Below are 25,994 nucleotides of genomic sequence, written 5' to 3' on the forward strand. Positions count from 1 at the left end.
CGGGGTGAATCTCGTCGCCGTCCGTCTAGATGTTGTCGAGCGTAAATGTGCCGCCGCCGCAAATCTCAACGACGGCGTCGATAAATGGGTCGATCTGGTCGTCGAAGGAACCATCAGGAAAAGCGGCGTATTCGGACGTGAAGGTGAGCTTCCACGGCGCTAGCCGCGGCAGCACCACCAAGCCCGCTGCAACGGAAGGAATGGCATCGAGCGCCCTGGTGTATTTGTCCCGGTCCCTTTGCAGCGCAACGACGGGAATGGCCTTCCTACTCACGGCCTGGATCAGGCCCGTTCCTGAAACCTTGTCTTCCACCGCCATCTTGCGGAGATGGCCATACCGATCGGCAGACATCGCCTTGGCTTTGGCCCAGAAGGCGAGCGCGGTCTTTTCAAGCTCGGGAGCCTCAAATCGGCCTCTCACCAAATCGATCAGATAGGCCTTGCCGTCTACGCCGGCGCCCCAATGCTCGAAGACGGTATAGTCGTTGCGCTCCTTCGTCTTCTGCGCCGTATCAGCGTATATCGCGCGCCAAGACAGAAGCGGCAGATCATCGTACTCCTGCAGCCATTCGGTCTTGAACAGGTTACCGCCCGCAACTGTCGGGCTCTGCACATACTGGCCTGCGTAGACCAGCGGCGACAGTTGCAAGACCTTGATCTGGTCGAGGGTATGTTTCTCTTTCCATAGTGGGCCATCAGGGAGGCCATGGGGGATCATCACCGCCCTGCCCGCCGGCGGTTCAACCTCTCCGTCTATGAGTACCGGGAGGCGCAGAAGGTGCCATTCCTCACCGGACTTCTCGAGCAGATGCGCGACGAAATCATCGACATGCAGGCGCTGCATGATGACGATGACCGGCACATCTTCATGCGCCAGGCGAGACTTGAAGGTGTTATCCCACCGCGCATTGATAAACTTGCGGGTTGGATCCGATGAAGCATCGTCCGGTTTCAGCGGGTCGTCGATAACCAGAGCGCCGGTAAATCCAGGCTCAGCCAAAATGCCGGCGCGAAAGCCGGTGATCGGCTGACCCGCTGCCGCGGCGCGCAGATGCCCTCCGTCGGTGGTCCTCCAGAGACCTTTTGCGTTCTGGTCCTGCCTCATCCGTACCGGCCAATGGGCCTGGTATCCGTCGAGGTTGATGACGTCCTTGACCTTGGTCGAATTATCCAGCGCCAGCGGCTCAGCATAGCTGGCGTGGATGAACCGGGATCGCGAATTGACCGCAAACCCACGGGCAATGAAGTTGATTACCGCTAGTTCGGTCTTACCGTAACCGGGCGGGATGTTGATGATCAGCCGCTTGATCTCGCCCGAGAACACCCGGTCGAGCGTCTCGCACATGACCGGATGGAAAGGCGCGACAGAGAACGGCTGCCCCTCCTTCTCTAGAAAGAACTTCGTTGTGAAGGCTAGGTGCGAGCCGAGCAGGACTTTCCGCTCTCGTGCTCGATCGGCCTCAGATTTCCTCGCTTCCTGCTCGGCTCGGATCGCCGTCAACAATTCCGATCTGGACAAGGGCGCGTTCAAGTAGTTCGAGCTCCTTATCCGTCATGCCCTTCAGCTTCGTCACGTCGACGCTTGCGATCGTTCCGCCATGCTGGTGCTTCGTCGGCGCATGACTGCCATGCATCTTGTTGGCCTCAGAGATGGCGGAGACGGCTACCCGCGGGTCTTCTTTCTCGGAGGCATCCGAGATGCGCTTGAGAGCGGCAAGCCTGTCGGCGGCGCTCCATTCGGCCTTCTCGGCCACTCTGGACTGGATGTCTCTCACCCTTGCCTGCACGTTGCCATTTGTTGCCAATCGCGAGGCATGGTGTCGGCTCGGTTTATATCCCGCTTCAACATATGCGTCCGCTGCCGTCTTGCCCTTTGCGAGCGCTTGGGCAAAGCTCTCATGGCGTGGGTTTGGGAGGACAGACATGGATATTGGTGGGGCCATTTCCGCAGTGACTGCGGCCATTGGGTTCGCTCGCGAACTCAACAACGTTGATGTTCAAATCGACCAAGCGGAGTTGAAGCTCAAGATCGCCGAATTAACGGGATCGCTTGCTGATGCAAAACTCGGACTGGTTGAGATAGCTGACGAACTCCGGGATAAGGACGCCGAGATTGCTCACCTGAAGTCAGCGTTCGAATTCAAGGCGTCACTTGTCGAAAAGGAAGGTTTCAAGTTCGAGGCCTTTCCAGACGGCACTCCACGCGGAGAACCTTTTTGCCCGCGATGTGAAATAAACCACGGCAGATTCTATCGCATGAGCATGATCGTCGGTGGCGCTAGGAAATGCCCAGAATGCAAAACGGATTATCTCCGTGCTCCAGCCTACATGTGGGGTGGCGAATAGACGCCCACCGTTTCATTCATATCGCGATGGCCATCCCTGATCCGAGCGACGAAGCATTTCTGCTTGTCGGTCACCGCCATTTTTGGTTTCCTGTGGCTGTTTTTGTGGGAGGCCGATATGACTAATGACGAAGTCGGGGTATTCGCCACGGATGGTTGAACGGGTCCTCTAAGCAGCTTCGTCCCAAACGGGCTCGACGGTTGAAAGACCTTTCCGCTCCCGCACCATCCGATAGCCTCGTTCGGTCTGCTGGTAGTGGATTTCCTCGGTCTCCAGCATCCGATTCATGGCGGCGATGTCGATGCCCCAGTTGAACGTCTCCAGCGGGGTCGTGTCGCCTGTCGCCGATGCGCCGGGGTTCCGATCACGGAAGGTCTTCTTCTCCAGCTTCTCGGCCAGGAGAAGTTTGCCCCGGATCGTCTCGAAGCTGTAGCGCCGCCCTTCGGCCGCCAGCGCCTTCAGGCCACGGTTGAGCGATTCGACATAGGCCGTGGTGAACGGGTGCTCGAAGTAGGCGAAGACGTGCGGCAGCCATCGCTGCTGGATGTTGGCGACGTTGTTGAAGTGATCGGCGATGTCCGGGTCGAGCGCCCGCTTCCAGCGCTTGTAATAGGCCTCCGCCTCGGCCGGGGTGCTGCACTCCAGATACATGTCGTAGAAGCGTTCCTTGGCCCAATACGCCTTGCCCAGGATGGGGAAGCGCTGCTCCCACCTCATGATGGACCGCCGCCACTCGTCCTTCAGATCGTGCGAGCGGCAATAGAACAGCTTCTGGCTCATGCGCAGCCGGGTGGCGGTGCGCTTGTCCTCATCCTTCAGGGCTGAGACCATGCCGCGCCTGATCCGGTCGAGGGCATCGTTGGCCTTGCGGACGACATGGAAGTGATCGGTGACGATGGCGCGGCCGGGCAGCAGATCCTTGATCATCGTCCGGTAGGGGTCGTACTGGTCTATGCAGACGACCTCGACCTTCTCGGCTTCGGGAAGGTCGCGGATGAACGCCTCTAGGCTCTTGTCGCGGTCGGGCAGCATGTTCAGGACCGTTCGCTCTTCGATGTTCCCGACGACGGCGCGAAAGACCCTGCCGAGGTACTTCTCATCGATCCCGAGCACGCGCGGCGTGGGGCGCTCCAGACGGTCGATGTGCCTGTCAATGTAGGCGTTGGTGATCCGGCGCGCCGATGAGGCGCTGACGTAGACGTGTCGGCCTGCTGCCGAGCTGGTATCGCCGACCAAGACGGTCTGCTTGGCGATGTAGTCCGCGAGCCGCCGGGTCATGTGCCTCTTTGGCTGGATGAAGGTGAAGTGCTCCCGGATGCCACGCGTCCCGCACTCGTAGCACTGCGCCCGGCGCACCCTGAGCTTGATCAGGACAGGCAGACCGCCGTGGTGGGTATCGTTGATCATGCGACGGCCTGCGTCGCCCCATTTGCCGAGACGCTGGATGGTGCAGCAATGGAACACGGGTTCGACCGTCTCTGCCTCAACCTCAATCGTCTCTTCACCGTAGACGACGTTAGTCGTTCGAAGGTTTGGTAGGCCCAGAAAGTCCGGTGTCCCGCTCACGCCGCTCTAGCTCCGCATCTATCGCCTCTCGAATGAAGGCGGCCATGCGGTTCGGTCCAACGAGAGCTTCAATGCGCTGGCGAACCTCTTCGGTCAGCCGAACGCCCGTCATCTTCGTCTCGGAATCTCTGTTCAGTGGTGGTCGCCCCATTCGCGGAGCATTATCCGTTATCGGTAACTGAGTCAAAAAGGCCTCCTGCAAAAATAACCGTTAACGGTTATTGACAGCATAAGCGTTAACGGTTACATCTATAACCGTAGACGGATACGGAGGCAAGGACATGACACGTAAGCATCCGACGAAGCCCGGTCTCTATTGGGCAACTTTTGATGACGGGGACGGCAACGTAGAAGTGGCTGTCGTGCGCGTGGAATACTATAGCGGGCTGTCCTCCTTCGAAGACGGTGCGGTATGCCACTTTGCCGACGCGCGAGATGGCGATCGTCAGTTCGAGGTGAAGAACTTTGAACCGCAGGTCGTGCAGCCTTGGCACACTATCTACCTTGGCATCCGTACTGGCTCGCGGCACGAGGAGGTTCTCGTCACTTGGCATGGACCCGTGAAGCCCCCCGCTTCGGCGCTGAAGCAAATGCCAGAGACTGGGGTGGGATGATGAAGGAGATGTCAGGCACCCGCCGCCTCAGAGTTCGTGAGTATCGCAGCCGTCGCACCTGGGAAGGATACCAGGTGCTTCAGGAGAAGCGCTGGTGGGGATGGAAGAGCATTGCCCGCGCCGAGATACCAAGCCACGCCCTAATCTCTCTTGGTGCTCTTGGGTATTCTGGCTGGGTTTCCCCTTTCGCGGAGCACATCAAGAGCCGATACTAAGTCGCCCTCCCTCCACGCTGCGATATTGAGGTCTCCGCGCTCCGGGAGGGCTTCCGGCAGCGCCCCACGATCAACCGTTCGTGACGATCCGCGCAGTCTACCCTTCAACCGTTCCTGACGAAAACCCCGAAGTCGACCGGGGCACCATCGACGAGCAGATCCATGACGCAAAGCGGGGCGTTGCCATACTCGCCACATGCATTGTTCAGACGCTTCAGGAAGGCGACCCAACCTTTCAGGCCCGTTTCCTTAAGCGACTAGAAGACGCCTACAGCGCAACTCGCGAGGACACCGACAGCCCTGCGCTCGATCGCCTCGAACTCATCAAGTGGGTAAAGCAGATGCTCACTGGCTGGAGCGACATTAGCGGGCAAGGGAAGCCATTCCTCAGTTGACGGGCCTTCTCGTCCATCCGCCGGTCTGATCTGGCTGCTCGATTCACAATCCGGCGATAACCCGGTGAAGGCGAAGACGCACCTCGGTTTATGGTCGAGAGGTAGTAAGCACCAAGTTTTCGGATCCTTTCCTGAAGCCGGAGCACGTGGTCGGGCACTAGATTCTCACCTCGCCACTAGGCGAAGAGGTCTACGATCTTTAGATTTGGGTTACCGCCCGTTGGTAGGCCGTGGAGACCAGCGGCAAAATTCCGCTGCTTCACCCGAAGCAAGACCGGTTGCATGTACCGCGCGGCAGATGCAGAGCCATTTAGAGCGTAAAAGCCGGCCGCGCCCGAGCCGATCATATCGGCGTCGACGTCGAAGTCACGCATCGGTTGTGTCGGGTGATCGAGGTACACACCATCTTGGCCAATGCCGTAGCCAACTGCGCCCTTGATCGTGATGACATTGCTGGACAGCCTTTCAACGTGACCGGTTCCGAATGCGTCATCGAACTCCTGAATGCGGATGAGATTCCTTCTTGGGTTTCCACCAAGGAGGCCATCAACAAGTACATTGCTGGACGTGGTTATAATCACACTGCAATCGCTGCCGAACCCCGTCGGATTCGCTGCACGTGTGGAGGAAAGTCCAGTGAACGTGCCATTCTGAATCTGTTGAAGTAGGAACCCTTCATCATTGAAGCCCGGCAGTTCCGTCGGATTCTCGGGCTCATACTGGCAATCGATCACGTTGATGGCCGAAGCATTTACGTCCGTAAATCGCTGGCCGGCAGCGCCATTGAAGAATTTGAGACCAGACTGACCCGATCGTTCGATCGTGCCACCAGTGATCGTGAGTGATCGGGAGTGTTGCTCGGCGCCCCGTGCCCCTCCGAAACGGACCCCGTGCTCACCGGCATCCCTAACCTTGAAATCAGTTAGCGTGTAGTCCTGAACGGCACCGTGTAAGAGGCCGTTGTGACCAGGATCTTGCGTAGCGTTGAGCGAACGGGTTTTGGAGCGAAATCCAATATTGCGGACATCTGTCAGATTTCGAAGCGTGAAGCCATTGACATAGCTCTCCACTTCCACGCCATCGAATCTGTTTCCGATGCCGGGCATTGCGTCGGCACCGCCATACGCAAAGAATGCGAAATCGATGTTCTTCGCGCGAGCACGCCTGACGCGATTGCTGTCGTAATAAAACCGCACCGCATAATCGAGTAGAGGCGCCGAACCCGAGTTGCCGATCTGCTGCTCAGCATGGACATAGAGATCAGAGACGTCGCAATTGCCCAAGAAATCGACAAGCCGCCGAAATGCCGAACCTGCAAGAATTTCAATTTCCAGCCCCTCGACAGAGCACCCTGAACTGAACACAAAAAGGTTGCTCGCCCCTCCTCCGTAGTCACCGTTCCATTGGAAGCGGCCGCCATCAATGCAAAATCTCGTCCCTGCCGGCCAAATGTATTGGGTGGTACCGGAGATCTTGTAGATATCACCCTTGTGACCAACCACGGTCTTTCCAGGGTTCGCAATCAGGTAAGCGCGTAGTTCCACCATGGCAGCGTTGTTTTGGACATCTGAACCTGGCGCCCCGGTGGGAATGAGCCAATCCCTCAGGTCGACATAGTGTTCGCTTAGCGCCACCATTTAGCTCTCCTTAATGACGTCAGGTCAGCAGGTGTGACCAAACTCAATCCGCATATTAATCACTATAATTTGAAACTATTACCCTCGAAGTTCGAACTCTTGCCACCGCTAGCGGTAATGCGACCGTCACATTACACAAAGGAACTATCTTCATTAGCAAAGGTTAATCTGCCTCTGTGCTGAGAGGCGGGGAGCTTATTGGCCGCCGGGAGTTTCTATTCCCTTCCTCTCGGCGGCATTTCCTTGGCGCGACCCTATGGAGGCACCAATGCCTGACGAACCGCAATTCCTCTCGGGTGTGAACTTGGACGTCCTCAAGGCCGAAGATGGCGAACTTGTCTGTCTGCTCGGATTGATCAGCGAAGGCGGTCGCGTGGATTACCTCATGTCACGTCAGGGAGCGCAGACCATCATGGAGGCCCTGACCCAATACATGGAAATGTGCGAAGGTGACGCCATCGGAGACCCGACATAGTCCGGACACTAAACGAGAAAGCCACTGAGGCTTTTCCGTCTAGCCCGATCGATCACGAGGTGGCCTAGCCCGACCCTCTCCCTAGAGCGTGATCACCGCGAAGCCTTATACAGCTTGGTTGCGATCTCAAACATCTCCTCCGGAGCATAGTCCGGAGTGAAGGCGGAGGGCTCACCAACCAGCTCCTGGATCTTGCCGCCGTCAGGCAGGCCCTCGACAACCTCCAACTCCCCCGGAGGATCGTCCGGGAGAGCCACTTCTCCGTTGCCCCAGATTCCGGATATCTCTCGATAGTCGTCAGGGCTGAAAGTGTAGAGACGGCGGTGCGAACCTTCCTCGAGGTACTTCTGGCTTTCGGGGATGTTTGCCAGGGGGATGTTAGGCGTCGGGAGCATTTTCTCGATCTCAACGCCTGTAATCTTCTTCAACGCGAGAGCATAAGAGTGAGCATGCACAGATCCTCGTACCAGCAGGTAACCGCAGACTTCCCGGCCAGTGGGATCAGTTAACGTCTCGTAGACCCGTAACTTATGCAAACGGGCCCCGCATTCGAGATGGAAATTATGGAGGAGGTCGAAGATGACGTTGCCGGTCGTCGTCACGAAATCTTTGTTCCAGCTCAGTCCGTTCGAATCGATCGGCACGGCACCGCCGCCATGAGATAGGAAACCGGCAGCGAGCCTGGCATCCTTCATCATGTCAAAGGGAGCATCGGTGATGTCGGTCGGTCCGACCATATCCCCGTCGGGCTCGTCAGGGCCATTGGCAAGCATAGCAACTCCGTTGCTAACCAGCTCAACATGGCCAAGCTCTTCGGCCGTGATCGCCGCTACCAAACTGTAGAACGGTCTCAGCTTGCTCTTCGACCGGAAATTGAAACTTTGAAAGAGATAGTTCCCAAGTGTTGACATCTCTCCGTACTTTCCACCCAGCAACTCCTGAAGCGCGGCGGCGGCGTTGACATCTTGCCTAGCGGGGGATGGTAATTCGATCTGAAGTTTGTCGACGCGCAAAAACATAGCCAGTCTCCCTTCGAGAAACTGACCGAACAGCACGCACCATCGAATGTTCCGCCTACCATCAGCAAAATGTTTTGGCTGGACCGGGAAAATAGTCGGAGGGGATTTAGGCCGCCCAATGACGCCAGTCCAGAACGGCTGGGAACATCCCCAAGCCTTCACGGCGCCGAGCACCGCCGGACTGATCTGGTTGCGGTGGCGGGATTTGAACCCGCGATCTCCACGTTATGAGCGTGGCGAGATAGACCCCTTCTCCACACCGGCAAAATTCTAAGCCGCCTCCTCACCGCAGAATGCGACCGGCTTGGCGTCGTCTGCCATCCACGATGTGACTGTCGCCATCTTGCCCAAATCAATACGCTGATTTGGCATCATTGGCATCACCCTCGACCAGTTAGGGCCTTGTAACGATTGAGCGTTTTTGAGAATTGCAGCCGCAACCGCTTTGAACGCATCGGCTACACGTCTATCTGCCGTACTACGGGAAATTCCGTTTTTCTTGCAGAAATCGCGAAACGAGCCTACCCGCTTCGGCGTTGCCTGGCATGCAGCCCACTTGCCTACGAGCATCCTGCTCTCGTCATTCGCGACGTGGCGGAGGAGCCAACCGTACATCACCTCTTCGGCTCTGGATATGGTTTTGCTCGACGGCCGATAGGGCACGTAGTTCCCGTTGATGCCGTAGCCGGGATGATGGCCTCCAACGTTTTCCGTCAGATAGGCCGGCCACAGAGACCGCTCACGTGAAGGCTTCAGGCGCCCGACATCCATGTGCGCGATGGTGTCGGCCGCCTCGATGAAGCGCGCCTTCACAATGGTGATCAGGTCAGCCATTGCGGCCTCGTATTCGTAGTCGATTTCAGACGGCAAGACGCTGCTCCGGTTCGTCAAGGATGGCTTCGAGGCGTTCGTAGATCAGAGCGCGCAAGGTTGCGCGCACGGGCCAGGGACGGCGGTGGACGGCTTTGCCGCGCATGACGCCAAGAGGGATCTGGTCAAAGGCGTCGAGCAGTTCTGATGCGCGCTCGGCCCAATCAGGCCGCTGGATGACGATGTCGGATACCGCACCGATAGTTTCGCTCCAGAGCTCGTCTCGATTATTCTTAGTCTGGCGAATACAGCGCAGAACGAACAGCAGATGGCCATCACCGTATTGGTTCCGTATTTCGTGCATGGTGCCGCGGGCATGGCTTTGCGCCGCCGCACGCCGGCGATAGATCGGCACCAACTTGATGCCGAGACCGTCGAGAAGCGCATCGAGTTGGCCCTTTGGCTTGGTCATGCCACCTCCCGCACGCGCTTCCTGCGCTGTCTGATCTCGCCCACGACCTTTTCAATCGTGGTGACGCGATAACCGCAGCGCGTGCATTCCTTGCGCCGACGGATACCGCCATGGCACGGCCGGCTGTCTACGGTGATCAGCTTGCCCTTGCCGCAAGCGATACAGTGTAGACTGAGAGGTTTCATAGTGGGTCTCGCTCCCGATCGGTACCGTACCGGAGGAACCGGACAGCTCTATCAAGGTGCTTCTGCGTGACCTCGTTTTCCGTCTTGAGATTTTGGATCATCCGCCAAGCTGCACACGCTCCTTCACTATCGCTCGTAAAGCAGTCGCCGCCATTTTGGCATTCGCCCCGCTCACTGCACTCCCACGGTGCTCCGCTCTGACAAGCGACCATCGCCGCCGCCCATTCTTCGGAGTCATCCGATGCCAGCCAGGATTTGTGAGGACGTCTCACGCCCGCCTCCTCTTTACCTCAACCGGCACCTGCTTCCCACTCCGCGTGAACACCGTGGACATGGCGCCGAACTTCGCGCGCTCCTCGGCGACTTCCTGCTCCCGCCGAGCGAGGAACGCCTGTACCTCGTCGGCCAGCGCATCATTCACCGGCGCCTCGATTTGCTCAGCCCGAATTTCCGGGTTCAGGATGCGCTTGACGCACTCCTTCGCAGCCTCGATCGCCTGGCCAGCAGTGTCGCACTCGACGGGCTTGCCGTCCTTGCGGACGAACCGCCAGTTTTCTCCAGCGAAGAGCTTAAAGGCTGGGCGATAGCGCCCACTGATGTTCAGCGCACTATAGTCGGGCAAGAATGACTTCGGATCAGTCATCGACATGCCGAACCCTCCAGCCACGCCCAAGACTTACCGTTGACAATCCCGCAGACGGTCGAAACCGACAATCCAAACTCGTCAGCTATGGCCGTTCGAGTCCGGGTCCGCGCCAACTCGCGTATCCTGCGAACATCATTGGTGGAGAGCTTTGATAACCCGTGGCGAGCGCCTCGGTTTGAGGTTCCGTGTCTGATGCGATCAGCTTGGTTCTCCGAAGGGGTTGCCCAACGAAGATGATGGCGGTTGATGCATCCCCGATGCCCCTTTCCGCAACCGTGTGCTGCTTCATGCCTGTCTGACGGTGCCGGTCCATGCTCTTCACTGCAAAGAATGCGGGAGACGCGCGTCATCCGGCCTTCCAGCCATACTAAGGCGTAGCCGCTATCAGATGTCGAGAAAGGCCACAGGAGACATTCGTCACGATCCCATCGTCGAGCTACCTCCTCGATAAACAGAAGTGGCGCGCCATGGTTGGTTCCCGGTCCGTCTGTCTTCCGTCCAGCTTTGAGCGCTTGCTGGTAGTGGGCATTGCAAAGGTTTCGGCACTTTACAGGGCGCGTACATCCAGCTTCACAGCATGTCATAGCTTTGGTCATCAGAAGTTCTCGAATCCTTCAAAGGCCGGCGGCATTTCCGCGCCGAGCGACTTGAACATGGTGAATTCCGCCTCAAAGCCGATCTCGGGTGACTGGCCCGGTTCACCGCGGCGGCGCTTGTGATTGATGACCCAGGCGGTACCGCGTGACCGGTCGTACTTTTGTATCAGCTCGTCACGCTTTTCCTGCTTCTGGGCTTGCGGGATCAGCTCTTTGTAAAGCGGCTCCGGCCGGTACAGGCTGAACCAAACGTCGAGGTTCTGCTTAACGCCTGAGCCGCCGTAAGCGTCGCCCATCATTGGCCGGATGGAGCCGCCAGCTTTCCAGCGCTGTTTCCAGTCATCGTTCCTCTGAATGAGGATGACGATCGCGACGTTGAGCGATTTCGCCAACGCCTTGAGTCCGCGATAGAGGGCGTTGATCCGATCCGCGAAGATGTCTTTTGGGTTCGGCAAACTGATCATCTTGGCGTGGTCGATGACGATCAGGTCCAGGCCTTGGCTCTTCACCATCGCCTCGGCCTTCACGCGGATATCCGACAATGAACACTCACCGAAGCCGACGATGAAGAACGGTAAATCGGTCGACGCCATCATCTCGCGCTCGAGGTCATCCTTCTCCTTGGTGTTGAGTGTGAAGGCGTCAATCCGGCCGAGGCTGATATGTGACTGCTGAGCTGCAGCCTGGAGCGCGGCTTCCTCGTCTGTTACCTCGATCGAGAAGAACGCAGACTTGAAGCCGAGCGAGGCGGCATAGCGGCACTGTTGGAGGCTGAAGGAGGTCTTGCCGCCGCCCGAATCCGACATGAGCCCGATCAGGTTGCCGCGGCGGATATCGCCCAGGGCAGTCGTGATCTCCGGCAGGAACCACGGGATGCGCGACGATGCGTCGTCGCCCGCCTTGGCAGCCTTGTCGATGGCGCTCGGCAGGAGGACGCCATACTTGACCGATCCGGCCCGCTCATTTCCCTCCTGAGCGATCTGGGTAAGCCGGCCCGACACTTCATTGATGATTTTCTCCGGGCTCATGTCGACCGGCATGGAGCGCGACAGTTCGTCCAAGTCTTGCGCCACCGATATGAGCTGCCGCCGCGCCCATACCTCGATGATGGCCCTGCCGTAGTCATATGCGCCGACGATGTTGACCGCTTCAGTGCATAGCCGGGCGAGGTACTGCGCAACAGTGATGTCGCCTATGACCTGATCGGCAGGAAGGTAGGCTTTCATTGTGATTGGGTTTGCTGAACGGCCCTGCGCGATCATCGTGCCGGCCGTCTCGTAGATCGTCTCGTGCAGCTTCTCCGAGAAGTGCATAGGCTTGAGAAAGCCGGCCACACGCCAGTAGGCGTCGTTGTTGATCAGAATCGCGCCTAGCAAGGCCTGCTCGGCCTCGATGGCGTCGGGAAGGGCGGGGCGAATGTCTCGGCTATAGGCGTTCATTCGGCCATCTCCCCAAATCCATCTTGATCAAGAAAATTTCCGACCACATATTCTCGTGGGGCCGATGCCATGCGTGGCTTCGCCCTGTTCCGAAACGCCAAAATTCGTTCTACCTGGAGGATCTGATGAACGATCGGATGTTCGACAAACCCGTATTCGTGAAGAACGGGAGAAGCCTTATCGAGGAGATTGCATGCCTCGAAGACGCGCTTGAATTCCTCTACGAATGGCCGAAATCCAGACGTGGCCCGATATATGAGACGGCAATGAAAGCTTGCCAGAGAGCCTTTGAGGGTGATTTCTCGCTCTCGGGCGCGCGGGAAGCTTTCGCGACCTTCGCGAAGTCGGCCAACATCTTCGAGGAAGTCACGACACCGCTGCCTTGGATGACGGCGCCTAAGCCCGGCCAAGGCGGCATTCCCGCTTGATTTTGATTGAGATCGAGGGAGGCTACGATGCTTGCAAAGCCTTTCGAAAAGCCAATCCGCGTATGGGTCGGGCTTGGATTTCCCCGTCAACTCAACACCGTCGCTGACGCTTACCAATTCATGATGAATTGGTGCGGCAACAGCCCGGAACAGAAAGCCGCTATCCGCGCCTGCAAGGCCGCGTTGGCTGGTGAAGTCGATGCCGAAACGGCGAGAGGCGTCTTTGTCGCTTTTGCACGGAAGAAGGACATTCTGATGGAAGACGGGGAGATGCCGCCTGGCACTGCCAACACACGGCCAAGCCACGTCTAGTTCGACAGCAAAGATGAGGGCGGTCGTCATGCCGCCCTCGCCTGATTGAGCATCTGCTTGAACGTCTGGGTGGCTGCCCCGACGAAGGCGATCAGTTTATTCAGGTTGACGGGCAGCCTTCCGGAATGATCGCCGTGATTGTTGCCGCAAGGGCGAAGGATCGCACCCTCCTGCGACCATCCCCTTTGGATCCTCGTGCGGATCAGTTGTCGGTCGTCATCGACTGCTTCGCAGAAGTCATTGATTTGGACGTTGAGCCCGAACGCAGTGATGATCAGCGAATTTCGCCGGTTGCGCTGTTGCCGCTTCTGCGTCTCCCAACAGCAGTTGTCAGGAGTGTAGTTACCATTCACGTCCTTGCGCTCAATCGAATGAGCCCTAGTTGGCTTCGCTCCCATGTCAGCCAAGAACACCTCGAAACTGCCCCGCCATTCGTCGCACACGACGATGCCGCGCCCGCCGTACCGTGGGAAGCAGGCTTCGCTCGGGTTGTAGCAGCGGGCTTTCATCCCCATCCAGGCCGCATATTCGGGGGAATAGGACCGATCAGTCGTGTGACCGTGTTTCAGCTTGGCTCGGCGAGTTGCCTCCGACCAGACCGGCTTGGCTACGCACCCGCAACTATTCGACGTTCCTTCACGTAGCGATCGAGAGAAGACGGTTTTTTCGACGCCGCAACGGCATCGGCATAGGTACTTCGGACGGTTGCCGCTCTCCATGTGGGAGAAGCGGATAACAGTCCACGCTCCGAAACACTGGCCTTGCTGCAGTTCGATCATGCCGCGTTCCTAGAAAGCATCTTAAATGTCTGAGAGCTCGCTGCGCTGATCGCCACCCCGACGGCCTCCGCAGCGTCAGCGCTGCGGACCTCGATCTTGAGCGCGCGACAACGCTCCACGGCTGCCTTCTTCCAAGTCGCGCGATCGAATCCCGGCGACCTGCCCATGCCTAGGAACGCCTTGCGCCACGTCGCAGACGGTATCGTCTCCCATGGCACTCGATACGCAGAGATGATCGCGACCGCAGCTCCCGATAGGCTCGAAAGCTGCAAGGCATTCGGATTGATCGTCTGTTCTTCAACCTCGCCGCCCAGGTCCTGCCGCTTCTTCTTGAACGACACAACGTTGCGCATAGGCTGTTCGATCGCGACGAAGTCGGGCTTGCCCTCGCGGAACATCTTCACGAGCTGCTGTGCCAGCGATGCCGCCTTTTCTTCGGCGTTGTCACCTTGCGCCTTGATGAGGCCGGTTTTGACGGCCGACAGGCTGGCTTTGTCGTCGTACCAGGCGAAACCGGTAGTCGTAGCGATGTCGAGACCGAGGATGAGAGCCATTATGCTGCCTCCCCGCCGAAGAGTTCGCCCTGTCGCGCGTCTTTCCGATCCAACATGCGAAGAACGGTTTCGCCGCGGTGCGACTTGTCCCAGACAAACCAACCATTGAGCATCGGCGGCGCACCCTGGCCGGTGAAATCGATCTTCCAGCGCATGAGGTACACACGAGCCGCGGGATGCTCTGCCCAGAACGGAGCGAGACCACCGGCTCCGGGCCATGTCCAGTTGAGCAGCAGGGCCATGTACTCGACATCGAGGATGTTCAGCGCATGCTTCAACCAACGGGCCTTGCCATTGCCCCATCCGCATTCCGCGAAGGGAGGATTCGTGACGATGGCTCCGGCGACGGGACAGCTCCAGTCGTAGAAGCTACGAATTTTGGCACCGCATCCACGGTCGACGAGATCAGAGGCGACGACGCGGAGCCCGAGCGATTCCAACTCGCGCACCATGGCGCCGTCACCAGCCGCCGGCTCCCAGACCGTGCCGAAGTCACGCAGCCGGTCGATCTCGGCATGGAGGAAGGCTCGAGTGGGCTCAGGCGGTGTTGGGTAGAACTCGTCCTTCTCCCGTTCGAGATACTCGACCTTGGCGATCGTGCCGTCGAGCATCATTGCGGCGACAGGCTTCGACTGCTTGCCAGTGGCTCGGAATAGGCCGCGTGCAGATGCCGTCATCCCGCACCTCCGATCACAGCGACAAACACTGCCATCCCAAGAAGCGCAATGGCCCACACGACCGCCATCAGCCGCCGCGTCTCGGTCACTTTTAATGATGCCGCCCCGTCATTCGTGACGAAACCAAGTGGCGCACCTCCGCGTAAGTCATTGAAAAAGGAGGTGTTGTTATGGACGACCTCATAGACGCAGGAGATTTCGACAAGCCCGTTCGCGTGGAGATCGGCGCGAGGGAGCTCGACGTCTACTCTACACTTCAGGCAGCCGAGATGCTGATGTACGACTGGCCCATCGGCGAGACCGGTGCGCGGATGGAAGCTCGCATGACCTGCATGAAGGTGCTGGGCGGAAGCGAACCGCCGGAGACCGCGCGAAAGGCGTTCACGAAGGCCGCGAAAGAAGCCGATATTCTCGCCTGCTGATTTGCAACCGAATCCCCTGCCTGCCCGTTTATCTCGGTTCCGGGGAGGAGTTCGGTCATGACCAAAAGGGCCATCGTCAAGAAGCAGCTTGCCCAACGCAAGGCCGTCGCGGCCCACTTGGAGAGAGTGTTCATCAGCAGCAAGCTCTTTCACCGGCACGGCATGACCGCGCGTGTCATTGTCGATGGGAACATGTACGAAGTCGGTGAGACGGACCTGAAGCGTCTCCAGGCAGGTCGGACGCCCCAAGACCTTGAGCTTTATCCAATCATGGATGAAGATTGACGACTGCGAGTTCATGCGGCGCTCCTTAACGAAGCAGTAGCTCTGGCCTGCTTTGCTGCTTTCCGGGCAACAAAGGGGAGCACGCTATGTCCTGGGGTTTTGAGATCGGCCGCGTTTACAATCGGCGGAACGAGGTTCACCCGATCCTCGGTGGAAACCAGCAGTCTGGGATTTCCTACGCTGCCAACGGATTCACGATATTCTTTGTAACCGGCAAAGCCGGAGAGCAGGCCGGGTACGAAGATCGATGGCGCGATGACGGCGTCTTCGAATATTGTGGAGAAGGCCAAGTAGGCGACCAGACCTTCACGAACGGCAATCTCGAAATCCGAGATCATTCGAAGAATGGCAAGCAGTTGCTGATGTTCACCAAAATTAGCGGAGGTCTCATCCGCTATGATGGCGAAATGGTATGCGAAGGCTACGAGTGGCGTCGCATCCGCGACAGCAAGAAGAATTTTCGCGATGGTATTATCTTCTTCCTTCGGCCGATCGATGCCATCTCCACGTCGGTTGAAGATGAAGGCCCGATTGTAAAGCTCGACCTGGCGACGCTCCGCGCCCGCGCATACGCGGCCATCAGCGTCCCTGCGGAAAAGGCAGGAACCGCCGCGCGGACGATCTACGAACGCAGCAAGGATGTTCGGAACTATGTTCTTGCCCGTGCCAAGGGTTGTTGTGAAGGTTGCGGGAAGGACGCTTCCTTCAAACGCGTCGATGGAACGCCCTACCTCGAACCACACCACATCAGGAGAGTGAGCGACGGCGGCCCTGACGATCCCCGCTTCGTCATTGGCGTGTGCGAGACTTGCCACAGGCGAGTCCATCACGGCGCCGACGGCAAAGAATACAACACTGCCCTCCTTGCAAAGATGAAGGAGATCGAGCCGGAGGATGGGTGAAACGTTACTGCTCATATCGGGCGTTCCGCAGCGAAGGTCTGAAGCACCTAAGCGGCCTCATCCGTTGGGAATGGGTCTTCGACTGGATCAGCGTCCGCGCCCTGGATCAGCTCATCGCCATCTTTGGATCCGGCATTCACCTTCTCCATGGCCGACTGCAGTTCCTCGCGCATGATGCGTTGGCCTTCGTGCCAGCCACGGAGCCACGCTTGCCCGGACTGACTGCCTGCGTCATAGGGCGGCTGCGGGTTCATGCCCTTGAGGCCGGCGACCTTGCCCTCGTCGAATGCTTTCTCGTCGAGCGGCCTCGGGTCCGGGAACAGATCACCCTGCTCGCCCGGCGGCAGCGCGTTGAACGCCTTCGCGATCTCGATCAGTTCCTTGATCTCGGCTACGAAGATGTCGGTATCGTCCATCGTCGCCAGCCTGATCGCGGCGTCGATTTCTGACAGCTTGAAGCCCTCGGCCTTCGCCAACGCGCGCGCCGACTTCCGTTCCTCGAGGATCGGCTTCATGCGATCCGCAATTTCGAGCAGCTTGCGCACATGGTGCATGCGCAGGGCGGCGCGCTCGGCAGGTGTCAGTTCGCTGTTATGTCCAACTTCGCTCATGCTGATCTCCTCTGGTCACCACGCCGTGGCGCGCTGGATGGATGGGGAATTGACGACGGGCCATTGCCGAACGAGTAGGTCGTCGGGGATCGGCGCTTTGCGTGCCATCTGCTTCATGAAAAATGCGCGGCCGAGTTTGCCCGACTGGCGCATCAGTGACCGGAACCACGCCGGGTCAGCTTCGCGAGCCTTGTGCGGCCCCTGATCGGTTTCGCCGCCGGTTATGATCCAATCCGGCGCGTGCTTGTCGAGGATGACCGGACCAAGCATTGGCTCGAAGCTGCCGAAGGTGAATGCCGGCTCCAGCCGTTCTTTCACCTCCCAAAGCTTCATGCGGTCGCGGTCGTATTCAAACTGGTTCGGAAGGGTCGCGCCGATTGCGGCGTTCCTCGGCAGCATCCGGCAACCACGCAGCGGGTCCGTCATCTTGATCACGTTGCCGATGCGCTTGGTCAGCAGGAGCCAGGTCAGGTGCGGCGTCGTCTCGATCAGGTTCATGAGGTCGTAGCGCCACCTCTCGTCGACCTCGTTGTCGAAGACGTCTGCCAGCGATGCGCAGAACACGAATGTCGGCTCGGCTTTGCCTGCCGCCTCCTCGTTCCAGGCGATGGGCTTGCGCCAGTTCGCGGCGCCGGTGCGCTGGCGACATTCGCCCGCGCCCCACCGGACCCGGCCATAGCGGTTTGCCATGAGGTTTTCGGCGTAGCAGCCGTCACATGCGGGCGAGACCTTTGTGCATCCAATCCACGGATTGAACGTATGGTCAGTCCATTCGATCTTGCTGTTTTCGGCCATCACCAGCTTCCCGCCGTTGCCCGTTGAACCTGTGGCCTTCCGCTCAGGCCGGTGAACTCATCAGCTCCGAACACAACCGAAGCCAGGAATAGGAGAGAGGCGACGGCGGTCACCGCGTAGAGCGCCCGCCTAGTCCCCACTCGGCTGAGCAGATCGCCCAGCGATAAAATCCGCGAGGCCAACCAATGCCGGATGGGCCGAAGTGCCATTTCGTTTTTCCTCGTAAGCTGCTGCCTGCTGGGCGCCGAACTCGGCCCAGTAGGCTTTGAAAACCGACATCCACCGCGAAACCTTCATTTCGCGAGCGGGACGCTGCCAGCCCTGTAGGATTATCGAAGCATCCACGCGGTGCTTCGTTTGGAGGCGGTGAGCTGCCGCCTCGATGGTGTCGCCCGGGCCGCGGTGCTCCTTGCGAAGAAGCTCCGTGGACATGCGCTTGGCTTCCTCACCAAGCCAGATCGGATCATCGATACGCGTCACATGCATGATGTCGTCCGTTCCGCGATTTTTGTTACGCATGACAAATCCCCTTTGGCACTCTCGTGAGCGTCAAGGGACTGACCGGCTTGGTTCTGAGTGCCGGTCAGGAAAGGCCTGATAGAAAACGGAAGGAAAGGGATCACGAATGCACAGTTCGAAGCGCCAACCTCAGCCTGTGCAGCTTGATCTGTTTGAAACGGCTGGTTGCCCCAGGGCGACCAGACCGAAACCCTCGAATGACAACGACCCGTTCGCATCAGACCTCTACTTGCCGCGCGGCGTCTTCTACAGAGAGGTCAATGGAATGCTTGGCGGAGATAAGCCGAAGCGCCTCAGCCTTGACTTCACGGATTTGCTGGCTCGCTGCCCACCCTACGGTGAGCCCACCTAGAACCAGCCCCGTGAGGAATGCGATGATCGTCATGCCGCCACCTCGCGAATGACAATCGATCGCGGCCGATGCGGGATGCGATCGATAAACCCGCGCTCCACCAGCCCTCCGATAAGGCGCGCAATGCTTGCCTTCGAAGCTATGCCAAGCGCGGCCGCGATCTCGCTGTAGGAGGGCGTTACGCCATGTGCAGAGCAGTAGGCCCGGATGAACTCCAGAACTTCACGCTGGCGATGGGTGAGCCCGCCGGCCGGCTTCGGCGCCATCTGCCGAGCGATCTCGGCGGCGAGCGCTGGATCGGTGCGGATGATCTCTGCTGCAGTGGCGACCAGCGAGTTCATGCCGCCTCCCCTTCCATCGCCTTCTTGCAGACGTGGCAGTGTGACCTGCCAGAACCGCCGCAGAGATCAGAACCAGGATGCTGACAATGAGGACGGAGCCGGCGAATCTGATCAGCCTTGCTCAACGTCTTGAGAATGGATGCCTCGGAGGCTGGGGGGGATACCTCCGGGGCGCGGTCCGCCGCTTGGGAGGACGGCGAATTGGTGATGACGGACGCTGCTCCACCAGCGGCTTCAACATCCCATCCGTCATCTGCGCTGTTCTCGGGATCGCACCCGTCAGGTTCTGCCGCGTTTGTGGGCTCGCGAAGTACCTGCAACCGCTCACTGCCCTCCGGACGGCCACTGCTGGCCGAAACTGTTGCCCCATCGGGCGAATTGGTTGCGCCGACTTCCACGGCGCTGCTGGCGCGCAATGCGCTGCGGTCTACATCGTCTTGCTCCATGTCTGGCCCGTTGCGAATGGCGCTGGGGTGCTCCGAACCGGACGCCATGCCGTCGGAGGATTTGAGAAGATCGTGGCGGTGCGCGTCGAACGCGAGGTCGCGGCACTCAACCCATCGGGGGTCGCTGTTGAGCGCGATATCGTCGCCTTGGAATGGATACTCGCCGTTCCATCCTTCTGCGCTGGAACCGAAGCCGATCAGGTATCCGTGCTTCCATGCACGTTCGATCGCGTCGGCGGAATCGGTGGGGAGGTCGACCGAAGTCGCCTCCCCTGCATCCGTTCGCCCGGATGCGAGCCTACTCGCCTCTCCCGTCACAGTGCCGGCCCCGCCGGTGATGCTGCCGTTGTCCTCGGAGGCTTTCGCTTGGAATTGAGTGCGACTGGCGTTGATGCCGGCCGTCTTCATGGTGGCGACTGTGCCGTGCTTGGTCGTGTAGGTTCTCTCACTGGTAACGTTTCCAGTGAGACCGGCATGAGCCTTCCGGATTTTGGCGACGAACGGATGCGAGACGAGGCAGCGCTTGGCTATGTCGCGGTCGGCCCAAGTAGACCACTCAGCATCATCGAGCAGGCGCATGACGGCGCGCTTTTTATCCTCGTCCGACCGCGCCAGCCCATGCTTCGCATTGGCGCCGACGCTCCAGAGGATCGCGTCTCGCAAGCCGCCCTGGCGGACATTGCAGCGGGCATGCTTCCGGCCGGCGTGCTGCGCCGCGTAGTGCCGATGGAAGCCATCGGCCAGCCAGTAGGTATCACTGTCATGAAAGACCGTCAGAGGCGGGAACTGATCGCCGGCCTTCATGGCTTCGGCGTATTCCGCGATGCGGTCGTTGTTCAGGCTCTCGCGTGGCTGCGCCGATTGGTCAAGCTTGATCTCGGAGAGATCGATATCGAGATCGCGGACAGCTTCGCTCACCGGCGCCGCCACCTCCCCCGACTTGATGGAGTCGTAGGAGATCATGCGGCTTCTCCGGAAGCGGTCGCCTTAGTCCGCTGGCGAGCTAGCCATTCGAATGTAACACCCTCGATCTCGCGGCGTTCGCACGAGACGACGACCGCAGCCCAATGCTCTGGAGCGATGCTCTCGCGGCGCCTCATCTGCCGTGCTGCCTCGTACCCACACCCAACTTCCGAGGCGAACTCGGCAATGGTCGGCCAGGTATCTATTAAGGCTGAAATGGAAGCTGGTTCGCGTGTCATGCGGGTTTTCGTACATTACGTACGACTGACAGTCAAGCTTAAATCGTACACCTTGAACGACACAAATCGGCCATTGTGTACGAATGACTGAACCAAAGCACCGATTGATGCAGGCAATTCGTGAGGCCGGCTACACAAAGCCCACCGAGGCGTGGCGTGCGAACCAGCGCGCACTTGGCATTAGCCAAGACCTCATGATCAGCAACGCCAATGGTCACCGCCCCATCTCCCGCAAGGCGGCTGAGAAATATGCGGAGGTGTTTGGGCGCACAGCCGGTTGGTACCTTTACGGCGAGGCTGGTCAAACATCTGCGCCGGCGAATGAAAGCCCCCCCTCCACTCAGAAGGTGAGCGACCCGAAGGAGATTCGCAAATTGCTCGGGCGCATCGACGGTCTTACGACAGCAAACATCAAGGTTCTACTAGCTGCGATCGAGGGCTTTCAGCTCGCTAACGACGAACAACCATCACAAAGCCAGCGTCGTGATCAATCTGAATCCGCCAATCGCCCCCGTGTAAAAGCGCCATAGCCACCGCGATTTCGGCCGTCTTTCGCTTTACGACAGTCTTGGGATCCAGTGGCGCGGCCGCACCTGCGACTTGCCGGAGCTCAGCAATGATTTCCTCATTCCGCGACCCATAGCGCGGCACATATTTTATCGCCATCCCGCCGTTCCCAAACCCTTGGCAATGCTCGCAATAGGAAAACGTTCCTGACACCATAAGTCAAGAACGAATGAGGAACATATTCCTGCTTGTGGATTTCGCTAAGTGCCGTTTAAATCGGTGCGGGGAATCTTGGGAGGGCTGGGGAATGGCGTTTAAGTTCCGCCGCACATTGAAAATCGCGCCCGGTGTTCGGCTGAACGTTACGCATCGAGGTGCATCGGCGCGGATCGGGCCGAAAGGCTTGGGCTATACGGTTAATGCGAATGGGCGAAAGCATGTCAGCGCCGGCATACCTGGCTCAGGCATCCACGTAAGCGAGCAGATCGCGCCACCGCGCCGCAGGGCTTCCGAGAAAATCACAGCCTCGCCGGCGCCACCAACCACAAGCGCAAGGATCATGCTCTCATTGGCCGCAGCGCTGTTCCTGCTTACCATTGCAGTCATAGCGATTGGCGCGATGGCATGACCATCACCATCGAACTCTCCACTGATGAGCGCCTGGCGCTGCGGCGATTCGCAAACGAGAACGGCAGGTCACTTGAGGATGCTGCTGCTGCAGCGTTGCGGGATTGGCTGATCGGGACGGGTTATCTGGAGATGCTGGACGAAATGGATGAGGGCAGTGAGGTGGCGGGAAGCGCATGACCCCGGACCGGCTTGACGAGAGCCTCCCTGATCCGTTGGTCGCCAGATATGCTAGCCCGGGTATTTGAGTGCGACGTGTCGCTGATTGGTGCATGGCTCGACGGTGAACTGGAAATCCAGCCGAAGGCTGCGGCGTGGATCGAAACCGCTGCCATGCCACATGGAAGCGGCGGGGCTGAAAGGGAAGTGATTAGGCCTAGGGGGCAATAGGGTAGCGGCTCGAGTGGAGCGCCAATAATAGGGGGCGACGCCCATGTGGCGTCGAGAGGGCATTGAGACTACAACTTGCGCGCCTTGTGCTGCTGGCACGAGAGTCAACCGACTTGTTTGACGACTGGAGGGGGAGCCCTCCGAGCCGAGAACAATGGCTGCGGCGGCTTTTTTCGCAAAGCATCGAGTTCATGCATTACGGGTCAGTTTTCCACTATGTCCCGAATGACGACGTCGCGAAGAATGAATTTATTACGGGCCGTATAGGCAGACGGTACCTTGTACCTGAGAACGAGCCGCCGGAGGCTGGATTCGCTGAAGTTGAGCGGCCGGCTTGGAAAGCCGGGGAGATCGTCATCGATCCGCGTCCACATTCAGATGGGCAGAAAGCGGCGATAGAAATAGCTCGAGAAATGCAGAAGCCGATAGCTGTGCTCCGCTCACTCGCGTCGGCGGTCAACAAGCGCGCGCCATCTCAGCCGTACGTGCTCGAACCCAATCCTATAGTCGACCCGGCAACATTCTGGCGCTTTGTTGAGGAGAACGAAGGGCAGATCAAGCGCGTCTCTTTTGAGATGTACCCGCCCAATATGTTCGGCATACGGGACAATCTCGATCGAGAACTGCGAGAGCTCAAGGAAAACGAAAAGGCGATGAAAGTCGACCTGACCCTCGAAAGTGACGACGGGCTGCACCTCTTAACTGACCGCACCAAGCAAACGGCAAAATACACAACTGAGGGTGGCGGAAACATTTCGGCACTCACCAAATCCAATAAGCGGTTCAGCACCAAAAATCAGGCGAGAGTGATAATAATTGAGGAGAATTTAGGAAAGAAATCCTCTATCATTGAGCGAATTTGGGAGGCAATGCGCAATGAGCACCCCGATTAGTGTCTGCGTTCTGATCGTCGTTGCAGGCTTGGTTTGCGTTTTGGCGCTGGTTGCCCCCGAACTGCTCAGCAATAAGAACGTCTTTCTTTTCGGTTTCGTCGGCGATGGCCTTCTGAGCGTGCTCGGCGTCATCGTTACGATCACACTGGCCTCCGCAGGACAGTTGCATCTCTCCCTCAATCAGATCGAAGAGAAGCACCAGAACAAAAACAGTTTCGTTGATACCAGGACGGGCATTCGCCGTGCAGCCTTCGCCCTAATTTGGCTGTTTGTTTTTTCGGTTGCGCTCGTGATCTTCAAGCCGATCCTCGCGACAAACGATTGGTCACAGACCCTATTCAATGGAACCGCGATCCTTGTTGTTGTGTGGAATGTGTTGATATTGACCGCTCTTACAGAGGCTGTTTTCGCTCTGAAACCAGACCTTTAACGCTCCGATCCGCTCCGGCGGAGATTTCGTCTTTTACCCAGCCTCGCGCAAGCAACCGCCTGCCGGAAGCACTGCCGTGGATCACACACCACACCTAAGGAAACCTCGTCACGCTGCCCTGAGGCAGGGTTTCTTTTTGGTTCAGACCGCTGACAGCCAATCCTCTAGCTTGACAGTTTGAGGCGCATCGACTTTTCCTCGCGTCATGATCACTGCGACCCCATCGACGTCCGCATCCTTTACCATCACCGCCGAGGACTATGCGAACGCACTTCGCCTGCACATGCGTCGTTACTGGGTTACCAAAAGCGGGCCCAAGCTTTTCATCGCGGCCATGTTTGCTCTGTGCCTCATCGCAATGATCGCTTCGGGCTTCGATCCTACCCCGACCACTGTGGCGATCGTCGTGATGGTCGGAACAGCCATCTGGCCACTTCTTGCTTACTTCCTCCTAATCCCGTGGCAAGCGCGCAAAATCTATCGTGAGGACAAGACCCTACAACACCCCATCGAGGCATCATGGACCCGGGACGCCTATTTTGCCTCAACCGCCACGGTGACGAATACCATCCCCTGGAGCGACTACTTCGGCTGGAGCGCCGATGAGAAGATGGTGCTCCTCATGCAGTCACCGGTTCTCTTTCAGATGCTGCCGCGCCACGCCTTGAGCGGTGAGCAGGCCGAGGATCTGATTGGCCATCTTGAGAAATCCGGACTGCGTCGAATTTAGCTAGCAGGAGCAGACTGTCTTCCTGTCCAACCTGCCCACCAGCACCATTCCTTCTGCTATTCAGAGCCCATCCCCTAGTCGCAGAACGATCGGTATGCCTCGGCGGTATTCTCGAACCCCCTAGATTGCGCCAGCTCCCAAGGACGTTCGCACTGTTTCGTCCGCTCGCACCATGAATAGCCGGCGGACCCGATGCAGCCGTGACTGTCCCGATCGCTGCCAGGGAGCGGCGCAGATGTTTGCGCTTGGCTGCACGCGGCAACCAGAAGAGGCAGAACGGCAAAAAGGCACTGTCGCATCATTCCTCCGATTTTGGTCCGTTGCCCCTTGTCCCATGGTAGGCCACACCATCACTCCTTTCTAGGGTTCAGAACCATCTTGAGAACTGATCTCTCCGTCAGATTACCAAGGTTTTGAAGGGTGGTGAGGGAGGGTTCCGGCCAAAGCTTCCCCCTACCCCATGGCTTTAGCCACGAGGCGGGAGAAGCGATAGCCGATGTCCTGAAGGCCGGAGCCGGGATGGGACACGCGCCAGGACGCCTCTCGGCAATCCGTCCTCACTTTCAGGCAGCACGGTAGGACTTTCGCTTCCCGCGCCAGCGGCTTCACCTGCACCGGAATTGCACCGGGTCGCCGCTTTGCCAGGCAAACTCAAACTGGCCAGGCGCAGCGAGTCATAGTCGTACATTTTGACCAGATCAACCAAAATCGTACAAAACGTACTTGACGATCAATCGTACATAACGTACGTTTCATCCATCAACCCGCCGCGAATGGCGCCACCGAGCACGAAGAAGCCCTTGGCCGATCTGCTCGAATTGATGGGGAAGAACGATGAACGCAGAAGCCAGAATTCAGACCCGCGATGGCCTGATCTCGGCGTTGAAGCCGGGCCTGCTGCCCAAGGCAAAGCCAACGCTCCTCCGCGACGTGCTGCGCATGAAGCGCGCCCGCGGCGATGCGGATGCCGACCAATTCAAAACTCTGGCCCGCCTGGAATTCGCCTCGCGTCTCGACGCAACGATCGAGGGTGCGGCTTGGGCGCTTCGCCAGTGGATCGCGAAGGCTGAAAAGCTCGGCTGGTCGGACGTGCAACAGGCTCGTGCCGAGGCGATGCTAGCTGATCTTGACCGTGTTCTCGCCGGCGATCTGACCGGGTGGGCCATCGTCAAGACGGAGGCGGCGTGATGGCCTCGATCGAAATCACACCGATTGAAGTGCTCGCGCTCAAGAAGCTTGCCCTGATCAACGGGGCGCTAGCGCAGAGCCTCAATGACCCGACCGCAAAACATCAGCAGACGGCGCTCTTGCGCGTCCTGATGGGCGTGACCGCGCGCGCTGATCTGGCGAACCAGCCAAAGGGAGCCGCCTGATGCC

General features: G+C 58.7%; 36 protein-coding genes and 1 tRNA gene. 17 read left to right on the forward strand and 20 right to left on the reverse strand.

The features are described from left to right. Positions 1-25: 25 nt before the first annotated feature. Both terL and XW59_RS06400 read right to left on the reverse strand, forming a co-directional pair. Complete coding sequence (terL, locus tag XW59_RS06395) at positions 26-1,531, reverse strand: phage terminase large subunit (RefSeq protein WP_246666018.1); 1,506 nt, start codon at positions 1,529-1,531, stop codon at positions 26-28. Continuing rightward, entirely contained in the window at positions 1,461-1,925 is a 465-nt protein-coding gene (locus tag XW59_RS06400) for a hypothetical protein (RefSeq protein ID WP_137326988.1), read from the reverse strand. Before XW59_RS06400 ends, terL begins: the two co-directional genes overlap by 71 nt. On the opposite strand from XW59_RS06400, the gene XW59_RS06405 reads away from it, so the two are divergent. Then, positions 1,924-2,346, forward strand: coding sequence for a hypothetical protein (locus XW59_RS06405; protein ID WP_047144294.1), 423 nt, complete (start codon positions 1,924-1,926; stop codon positions 2,344-2,346). The genes XW59_RS06400 and XW59_RS06405 overlap by 2 nt on opposite strands. Before the next feature lie 168 nt (positions 2,347-2,514). Here the strand turns inward: XW59_RS06405 and XW59_RS06410 are convergent, their stop codons facing one another. Further along, positions 2,515-3,912: an ISL3 family transposase gene (locus XW59_RS06410; protein ID WP_136068028.1), complete on the reverse strand. Its 1,398-nt coding sequence runs from the start codon at positions 3,910-3,912 to the stop codon at positions 2,515-2,517. 281 nt (positions 3,913-4,193) lie between these two features. Here XW59_RS06410 and XW59_RS06420 point away from each other — a divergent pair, with 281 nt between their 5' ends. Together XW59_RS06420 and XW59_RS06425 are read left to right on the forward strand one after the other, a co-directional pair. After that, on the forward strand, positions 4,194-4,526 hold the full coding sequence (locus XW59_RS06420) for a hypothetical protein (RefSeq protein WP_047144291.1): 333 nt from the start codon (positions 4,194-4,196) through the stop codon (positions 4,524-4,526). Between the two features lie 295 nt (positions 4,527-4,821). Next, positions 4,822-5,136, forward strand: a complete 315-nt coding sequence (locus XW59_RS06425) for a hypothetical protein (RefSeq protein ID WP_052958030.1) — start codon at positions 4,822-4,824, stop codon at positions 5,134-5,136. Positions 5,137-5,312: 176 nt separating this feature from the next. Here XW59_RS06425 and XW59_RS06430 read toward each other — a convergent pair whose 3' ends face one another. Beyond that, on the reverse strand, positions 5,313-6,773 hold the full coding sequence (locus XW59_RS06430; protein ID WP_047144289.1) for a hypothetical protein: 1,461 nt from the start codon (positions 6,771-6,773) through the stop codon (positions 5,313-5,315). Positions 6,774-7,041: 268 nt separating this feature from the next. Here XW59_RS06430 and XW59_RS06435 point away from each other — a divergent pair, with 268 nt between their 5' ends. Beyond that, positions 7,042-7,248, forward strand: coding sequence for a hypothetical protein (locus XW59_RS06435; protein WP_136068026.1), 207 nt, complete (start codon positions 7,042-7,044; stop codon positions 7,246-7,248). 92 nt (positions 7,249-7,340) lie between these two features. Here the strand turns inward: XW59_RS06435 and XW59_RS06440 are convergent, their stop codons facing one another. The 7 genes from XW59_RS06440 to XW59_RS06470 form a co-directional block, all read right to left on the reverse strand. Continuing rightward, the gene (locus XW59_RS06440; RefSeq protein ID WP_047144287.1) at positions 7,341-8,267 is read right to left on the reverse strand and encodes a manganese catalase family protein; all 927 of its coding nucleotides are present in this window, start codon (positions 8,265-8,267) and stop codon (positions 7,341-7,343) included. A gap of 187 nt (positions 8,268-8,454) precedes the next feature. Beyond that, positions 8,455-8,532: transfer RNA gene (locus tag XW59_RS06445), tRNA-Met, on the reverse strand. 5 nt (positions 8,533-8,537) lie between these two features. After that, positions 8,538-9,101 (reverse strand): hypothetical protein, encoded by a 564-nt coding sequence (locus tag XW59_RS06450; protein ID WP_047144549.1) that lies wholly within the window; start codon positions 9,099-9,101, stop codon positions 8,538-8,540. A 25-nt stretch (positions 9,102-9,126) separates the two neighbouring features. After that, on the reverse strand, positions 9,127-9,549 hold the full coding sequence (locus XW59_RS06455) for a hypothetical protein (RefSeq protein WP_047144286.1): 423 nt from the start codon (positions 9,547-9,549) through the stop codon (positions 9,127-9,129). Continuing rightward, the gene (locus XW59_RS06460; protein ID WP_136068024.1) at positions 9,546-9,734 is read right to left on the reverse strand and encodes a hypothetical protein; all 189 of its coding nucleotides are present in this window, start codon (positions 9,732-9,734) and stop codon (positions 9,546-9,548) included. Before XW59_RS06460 ends, XW59_RS06455 begins: the two co-directional genes overlap by 4 nt. A 268-nt stretch (positions 9,735-10,002) precedes the next feature. After that, a complete protein-coding gene (locus XW59_RS06465) occupies positions 10,003-10,383 on the reverse strand; it encodes a hypothetical protein (protein WP_047144285.1) in 381 nt (126 codons plus the stop codon). 592 nt (positions 10,384-10,975) lie between these two features. Then, positions 10,976-12,415, reverse strand: coding sequence for a DnaB-like helicase C-terminal domain-containing protein (locus XW59_RS06470; protein ID WP_047144284.1), 1,440 nt, complete (start codon positions 12,413-12,415; stop codon positions 10,976-10,978). A 23-nt stretch (positions 12,416-12,438) separates the two neighbouring features. Between XW59_RS06470 and XW59_RS06475 the strand changes: the two genes are divergently transcribed. After that, positions 12,439-12,843, forward strand: coding sequence for a DUF982 domain-containing protein (locus tag XW59_RS06475; RefSeq protein ID WP_348639297.1), 405 nt, complete (start codon positions 12,439-12,441; stop codon positions 12,841-12,843). Positions 12,844-12,870: 27 nt separating this feature from the next. Continuing rightward, positions 12,871-13,155, forward strand: a complete 285-nt coding sequence (locus tag XW59_RS06480) for a DUF982 domain-containing protein (protein WP_047144283.1) — start codon at positions 12,871-12,873, stop codon at positions 13,153-13,155. Positions 13,156-13,181: 26 nt separating this feature from the next. Here XW59_RS06480 and XW59_RS06485 read toward each other — a convergent pair whose 3' ends face one another. The 3 genes from XW59_RS06485 to XW59_RS06495 are packed head-to-tail and all read right to left on the reverse strand — an operon-like array spanning position 13,182 to position 15,165. After that, positions 13,182-13,934, reverse strand: coding sequence for a hypothetical protein (locus XW59_RS06485; protein WP_136068022.1), 753 nt, complete (start codon positions 13,932-13,934; stop codon positions 13,182-13,184). Next, positions 13,931-14,488, reverse strand: a complete 558-nt coding sequence (locus tag XW59_RS06490) for a hypothetical protein (protein ID WP_047144282.1) — start codon at positions 14,486-14,488, stop codon at positions 13,931-13,933. The genes XW59_RS06485 and XW59_RS06490 overlap by 4 nt, the downstream gene beginning before the upstream one ends. Next, positions 14,488-15,165 (reverse strand): hypothetical protein, encoded by a 678-nt coding sequence (locus XW59_RS06495; RefSeq protein ID WP_047144281.1) that lies wholly within the window; start codon positions 15,163-15,165, stop codon positions 14,488-14,490. Before XW59_RS06495 ends, XW59_RS06490 begins: the two co-directional genes overlap by 1 nt. A 170-nt stretch (positions 15,166-15,335) precedes the next feature. Between XW59_RS06495 and XW59_RS06500 the strand changes: the two genes are divergently transcribed. From XW59_RS06500 to XW59_RS06510, 3 genes are all read left to right on the forward strand, one after another. Beyond that, positions 15,336-15,587 (forward strand): DUF982 domain-containing protein, encoded by a 252-nt coding sequence (locus tag XW59_RS06500; protein ID WP_047144280.1) that lies wholly within the window; start codon positions 15,336-15,338, stop codon positions 15,585-15,587. 57 nt (positions 15,588-15,644) lie between these two features. Continuing rightward, the gene (locus tag XW59_RS06505) at positions 15,645-15,872 is read left to right on the forward strand and encodes a hypothetical protein (protein ID WP_047144279.1); all 228 of its coding nucleotides are present in this window, start codon (positions 15,645-15,647) and stop codon (positions 15,870-15,872) included. Positions 15,873-15,958: 86 nt separating this feature from the next. Then, positions 15,959-16,774, forward strand: coding sequence for an HNH endonuclease (locus tag XW59_RS06510; protein ID WP_047144278.1), 816 nt, complete (start codon positions 15,959-15,961; stop codon positions 16,772-16,774). A gap of 47 nt (positions 16,775-16,821) precedes the next feature. Here the strand turns inward: XW59_RS06510 and XW59_RS06515 are convergent, their stop codons facing one another. The 6 genes from XW59_RS06515 to XW59_RS06535 all read right to left on the reverse strand — a co-directional run bounded on the left by XW59_RS06515 (position 16,822) and on the right by XW59_RS06535 (position 20,801). After that, positions 16,822-17,385 carry a hypothetical protein gene (locus tag XW59_RS06515; protein WP_052958026.1) on the reverse strand — a complete coding sequence of 188 codons (564 nt, stop codon included), beginning with the start codon at positions 17,383-17,385 and terminating at the stop codon, positions 16,822-16,824. A gap of 15 nt (positions 17,386-17,400) precedes the next feature. Then, positions 17,401-18,180: a DUF5131 family protein gene (locus tag XW59_RS06520; RefSeq protein ID WP_047144277.1), complete on the reverse strand. Its 780-nt coding sequence runs from the start codon at positions 18,178-18,180 to the stop codon at positions 17,401-17,403. A gap of 129 nt (positions 18,181-18,309) precedes the next feature. After that, entirely contained in the window at positions 18,310-18,699 is a 390-nt protein-coding gene (locus tag XW59_RS06525) for a hypothetical protein (RefSeq protein ID WP_052958025.1), read from the reverse strand. Between the two features lie 217 nt (positions 18,700-18,916). Then, positions 18,917-19,084 carry a hypothetical protein gene (locus XW59_RS29285; protein WP_170990103.1) on the reverse strand — a complete coding sequence of 56 codons (168 nt, stop codon included), beginning with the start codon at positions 19,082-19,084 and terminating at the stop codon, positions 18,917-18,919. After that, the gene (locus tag XW59_RS06530; RefSeq protein ID WP_047144276.1) at positions 19,081-19,392 is read right to left on the reverse strand and encodes a hypothetical protein; all 312 of its coding nucleotides are present in this window, start codon (positions 19,390-19,392) and stop codon (positions 19,081-19,083) included. The genes XW59_RS29285 and XW59_RS06530 overlap by 4 nt, the downstream gene beginning before the upstream one ends. Next, the gene (locus XW59_RS06535) at positions 19,389-20,801 is read right to left on the reverse strand and encodes a ParB/RepB/Spo0J family partition protein (protein ID WP_137326989.1); all 1,413 of its coding nucleotides are present in this window, start codon (positions 20,799-20,801) and stop codon (positions 19,389-19,391) included. Before XW59_RS06535 ends, XW59_RS06530 begins: the two co-directional genes overlap by 4 nt. Positions 20,802-21,123: 322 nt before the next feature. Here XW59_RS06535 and XW59_RS06545 point away from each other — a divergent pair, with 322 nt between their 5' ends. The 8 genes from XW59_RS06545 (at position 21,124) to XW59_RS06585 (ending at position 25,990) form a co-directional block, all read left to right on the forward strand. Beyond that, entirely contained in the window at positions 21,124-21,570 is a 447-nt protein-coding gene (locus tag XW59_RS06545; RefSeq protein ID WP_052958023.1) for a hypothetical protein, read from the forward strand. A 284-nt stretch (positions 21,571-21,854) separates the two neighbouring features. Continuing rightward, positions 21,855-22,175: a DUF4236 domain-containing protein gene (locus XW59_RS06550; RefSeq protein WP_170990104.1), complete on the forward strand. Its 321-nt coding sequence runs from the start codon at positions 21,855-21,857 to the stop codon at positions 22,173-22,175. Continuing rightward, positions 22,172-22,354, forward strand: coding sequence for a hypothetical protein (locus XW59_RS06555; protein WP_047144274.1), 183 nt, complete (start codon positions 22,172-22,174; stop codon positions 22,352-22,354). The genes XW59_RS06550 and XW59_RS06555 overlap by 4 nt, the downstream gene beginning before the upstream one ends. 272 nt (positions 22,355-22,626) lie before the next feature. Continuing rightward, complete coding sequence (locus tag XW59_RS06560; RefSeq protein ID WP_136068020.1) at positions 22,627-23,457, forward strand: hypothetical protein; 831 nt, start codon at positions 22,627-22,629, stop codon at positions 23,455-23,457. Continuing rightward, positions 23,441-23,887 (forward strand): hypothetical protein, encoded by a 447-nt coding sequence (locus tag XW59_RS06565; protein ID WP_047144272.1) that lies wholly within the window; start codon positions 23,441-23,443, stop codon positions 23,885-23,887. Before XW59_RS06560 ends, XW59_RS06565 begins: the two co-directional genes overlap by 17 nt. Positions 23,888-24,092: 205 nt before the next feature. Next, positions 24,093-24,617 carry a YcxB family protein gene (locus XW59_RS06570; protein ID WP_047144271.1) on the forward strand — a complete coding sequence of 175 codons (525 nt, stop codon included), beginning with the start codon at positions 24,093-24,095 and terminating at the stop codon, positions 24,615-24,617. Between the two features lie 834 nt (positions 24,618-25,451). Beyond that, positions 25,452-25,805, forward strand: a complete 354-nt coding sequence (locus tag XW59_RS06580; protein ID WP_047144270.1) for a hypothetical protein — start codon at positions 25,452-25,454, stop codon at positions 25,803-25,805. Next, positions 25,805-25,990, forward strand: coding sequence for a hypothetical protein (locus XW59_RS06585; protein ID WP_047144269.1), 186 nt, complete (start codon positions 25,805-25,807; stop codon positions 25,988-25,990). The genes XW59_RS06580 and XW59_RS06585 overlap by 1 nt, the downstream gene beginning before the upstream one ends. Positions 25,991-25,994: the final 4 nt, after the last annotated feature.

It is taken from the genome of Aquamicrobium sp. LC103 (assembly GCF_001014615.2).
Classification (GTDB): Bacteria; Pseudomonadota; Alphaproteobacteria; order Rhizobiales; family Rhizobiaceae; genus LBCQ02.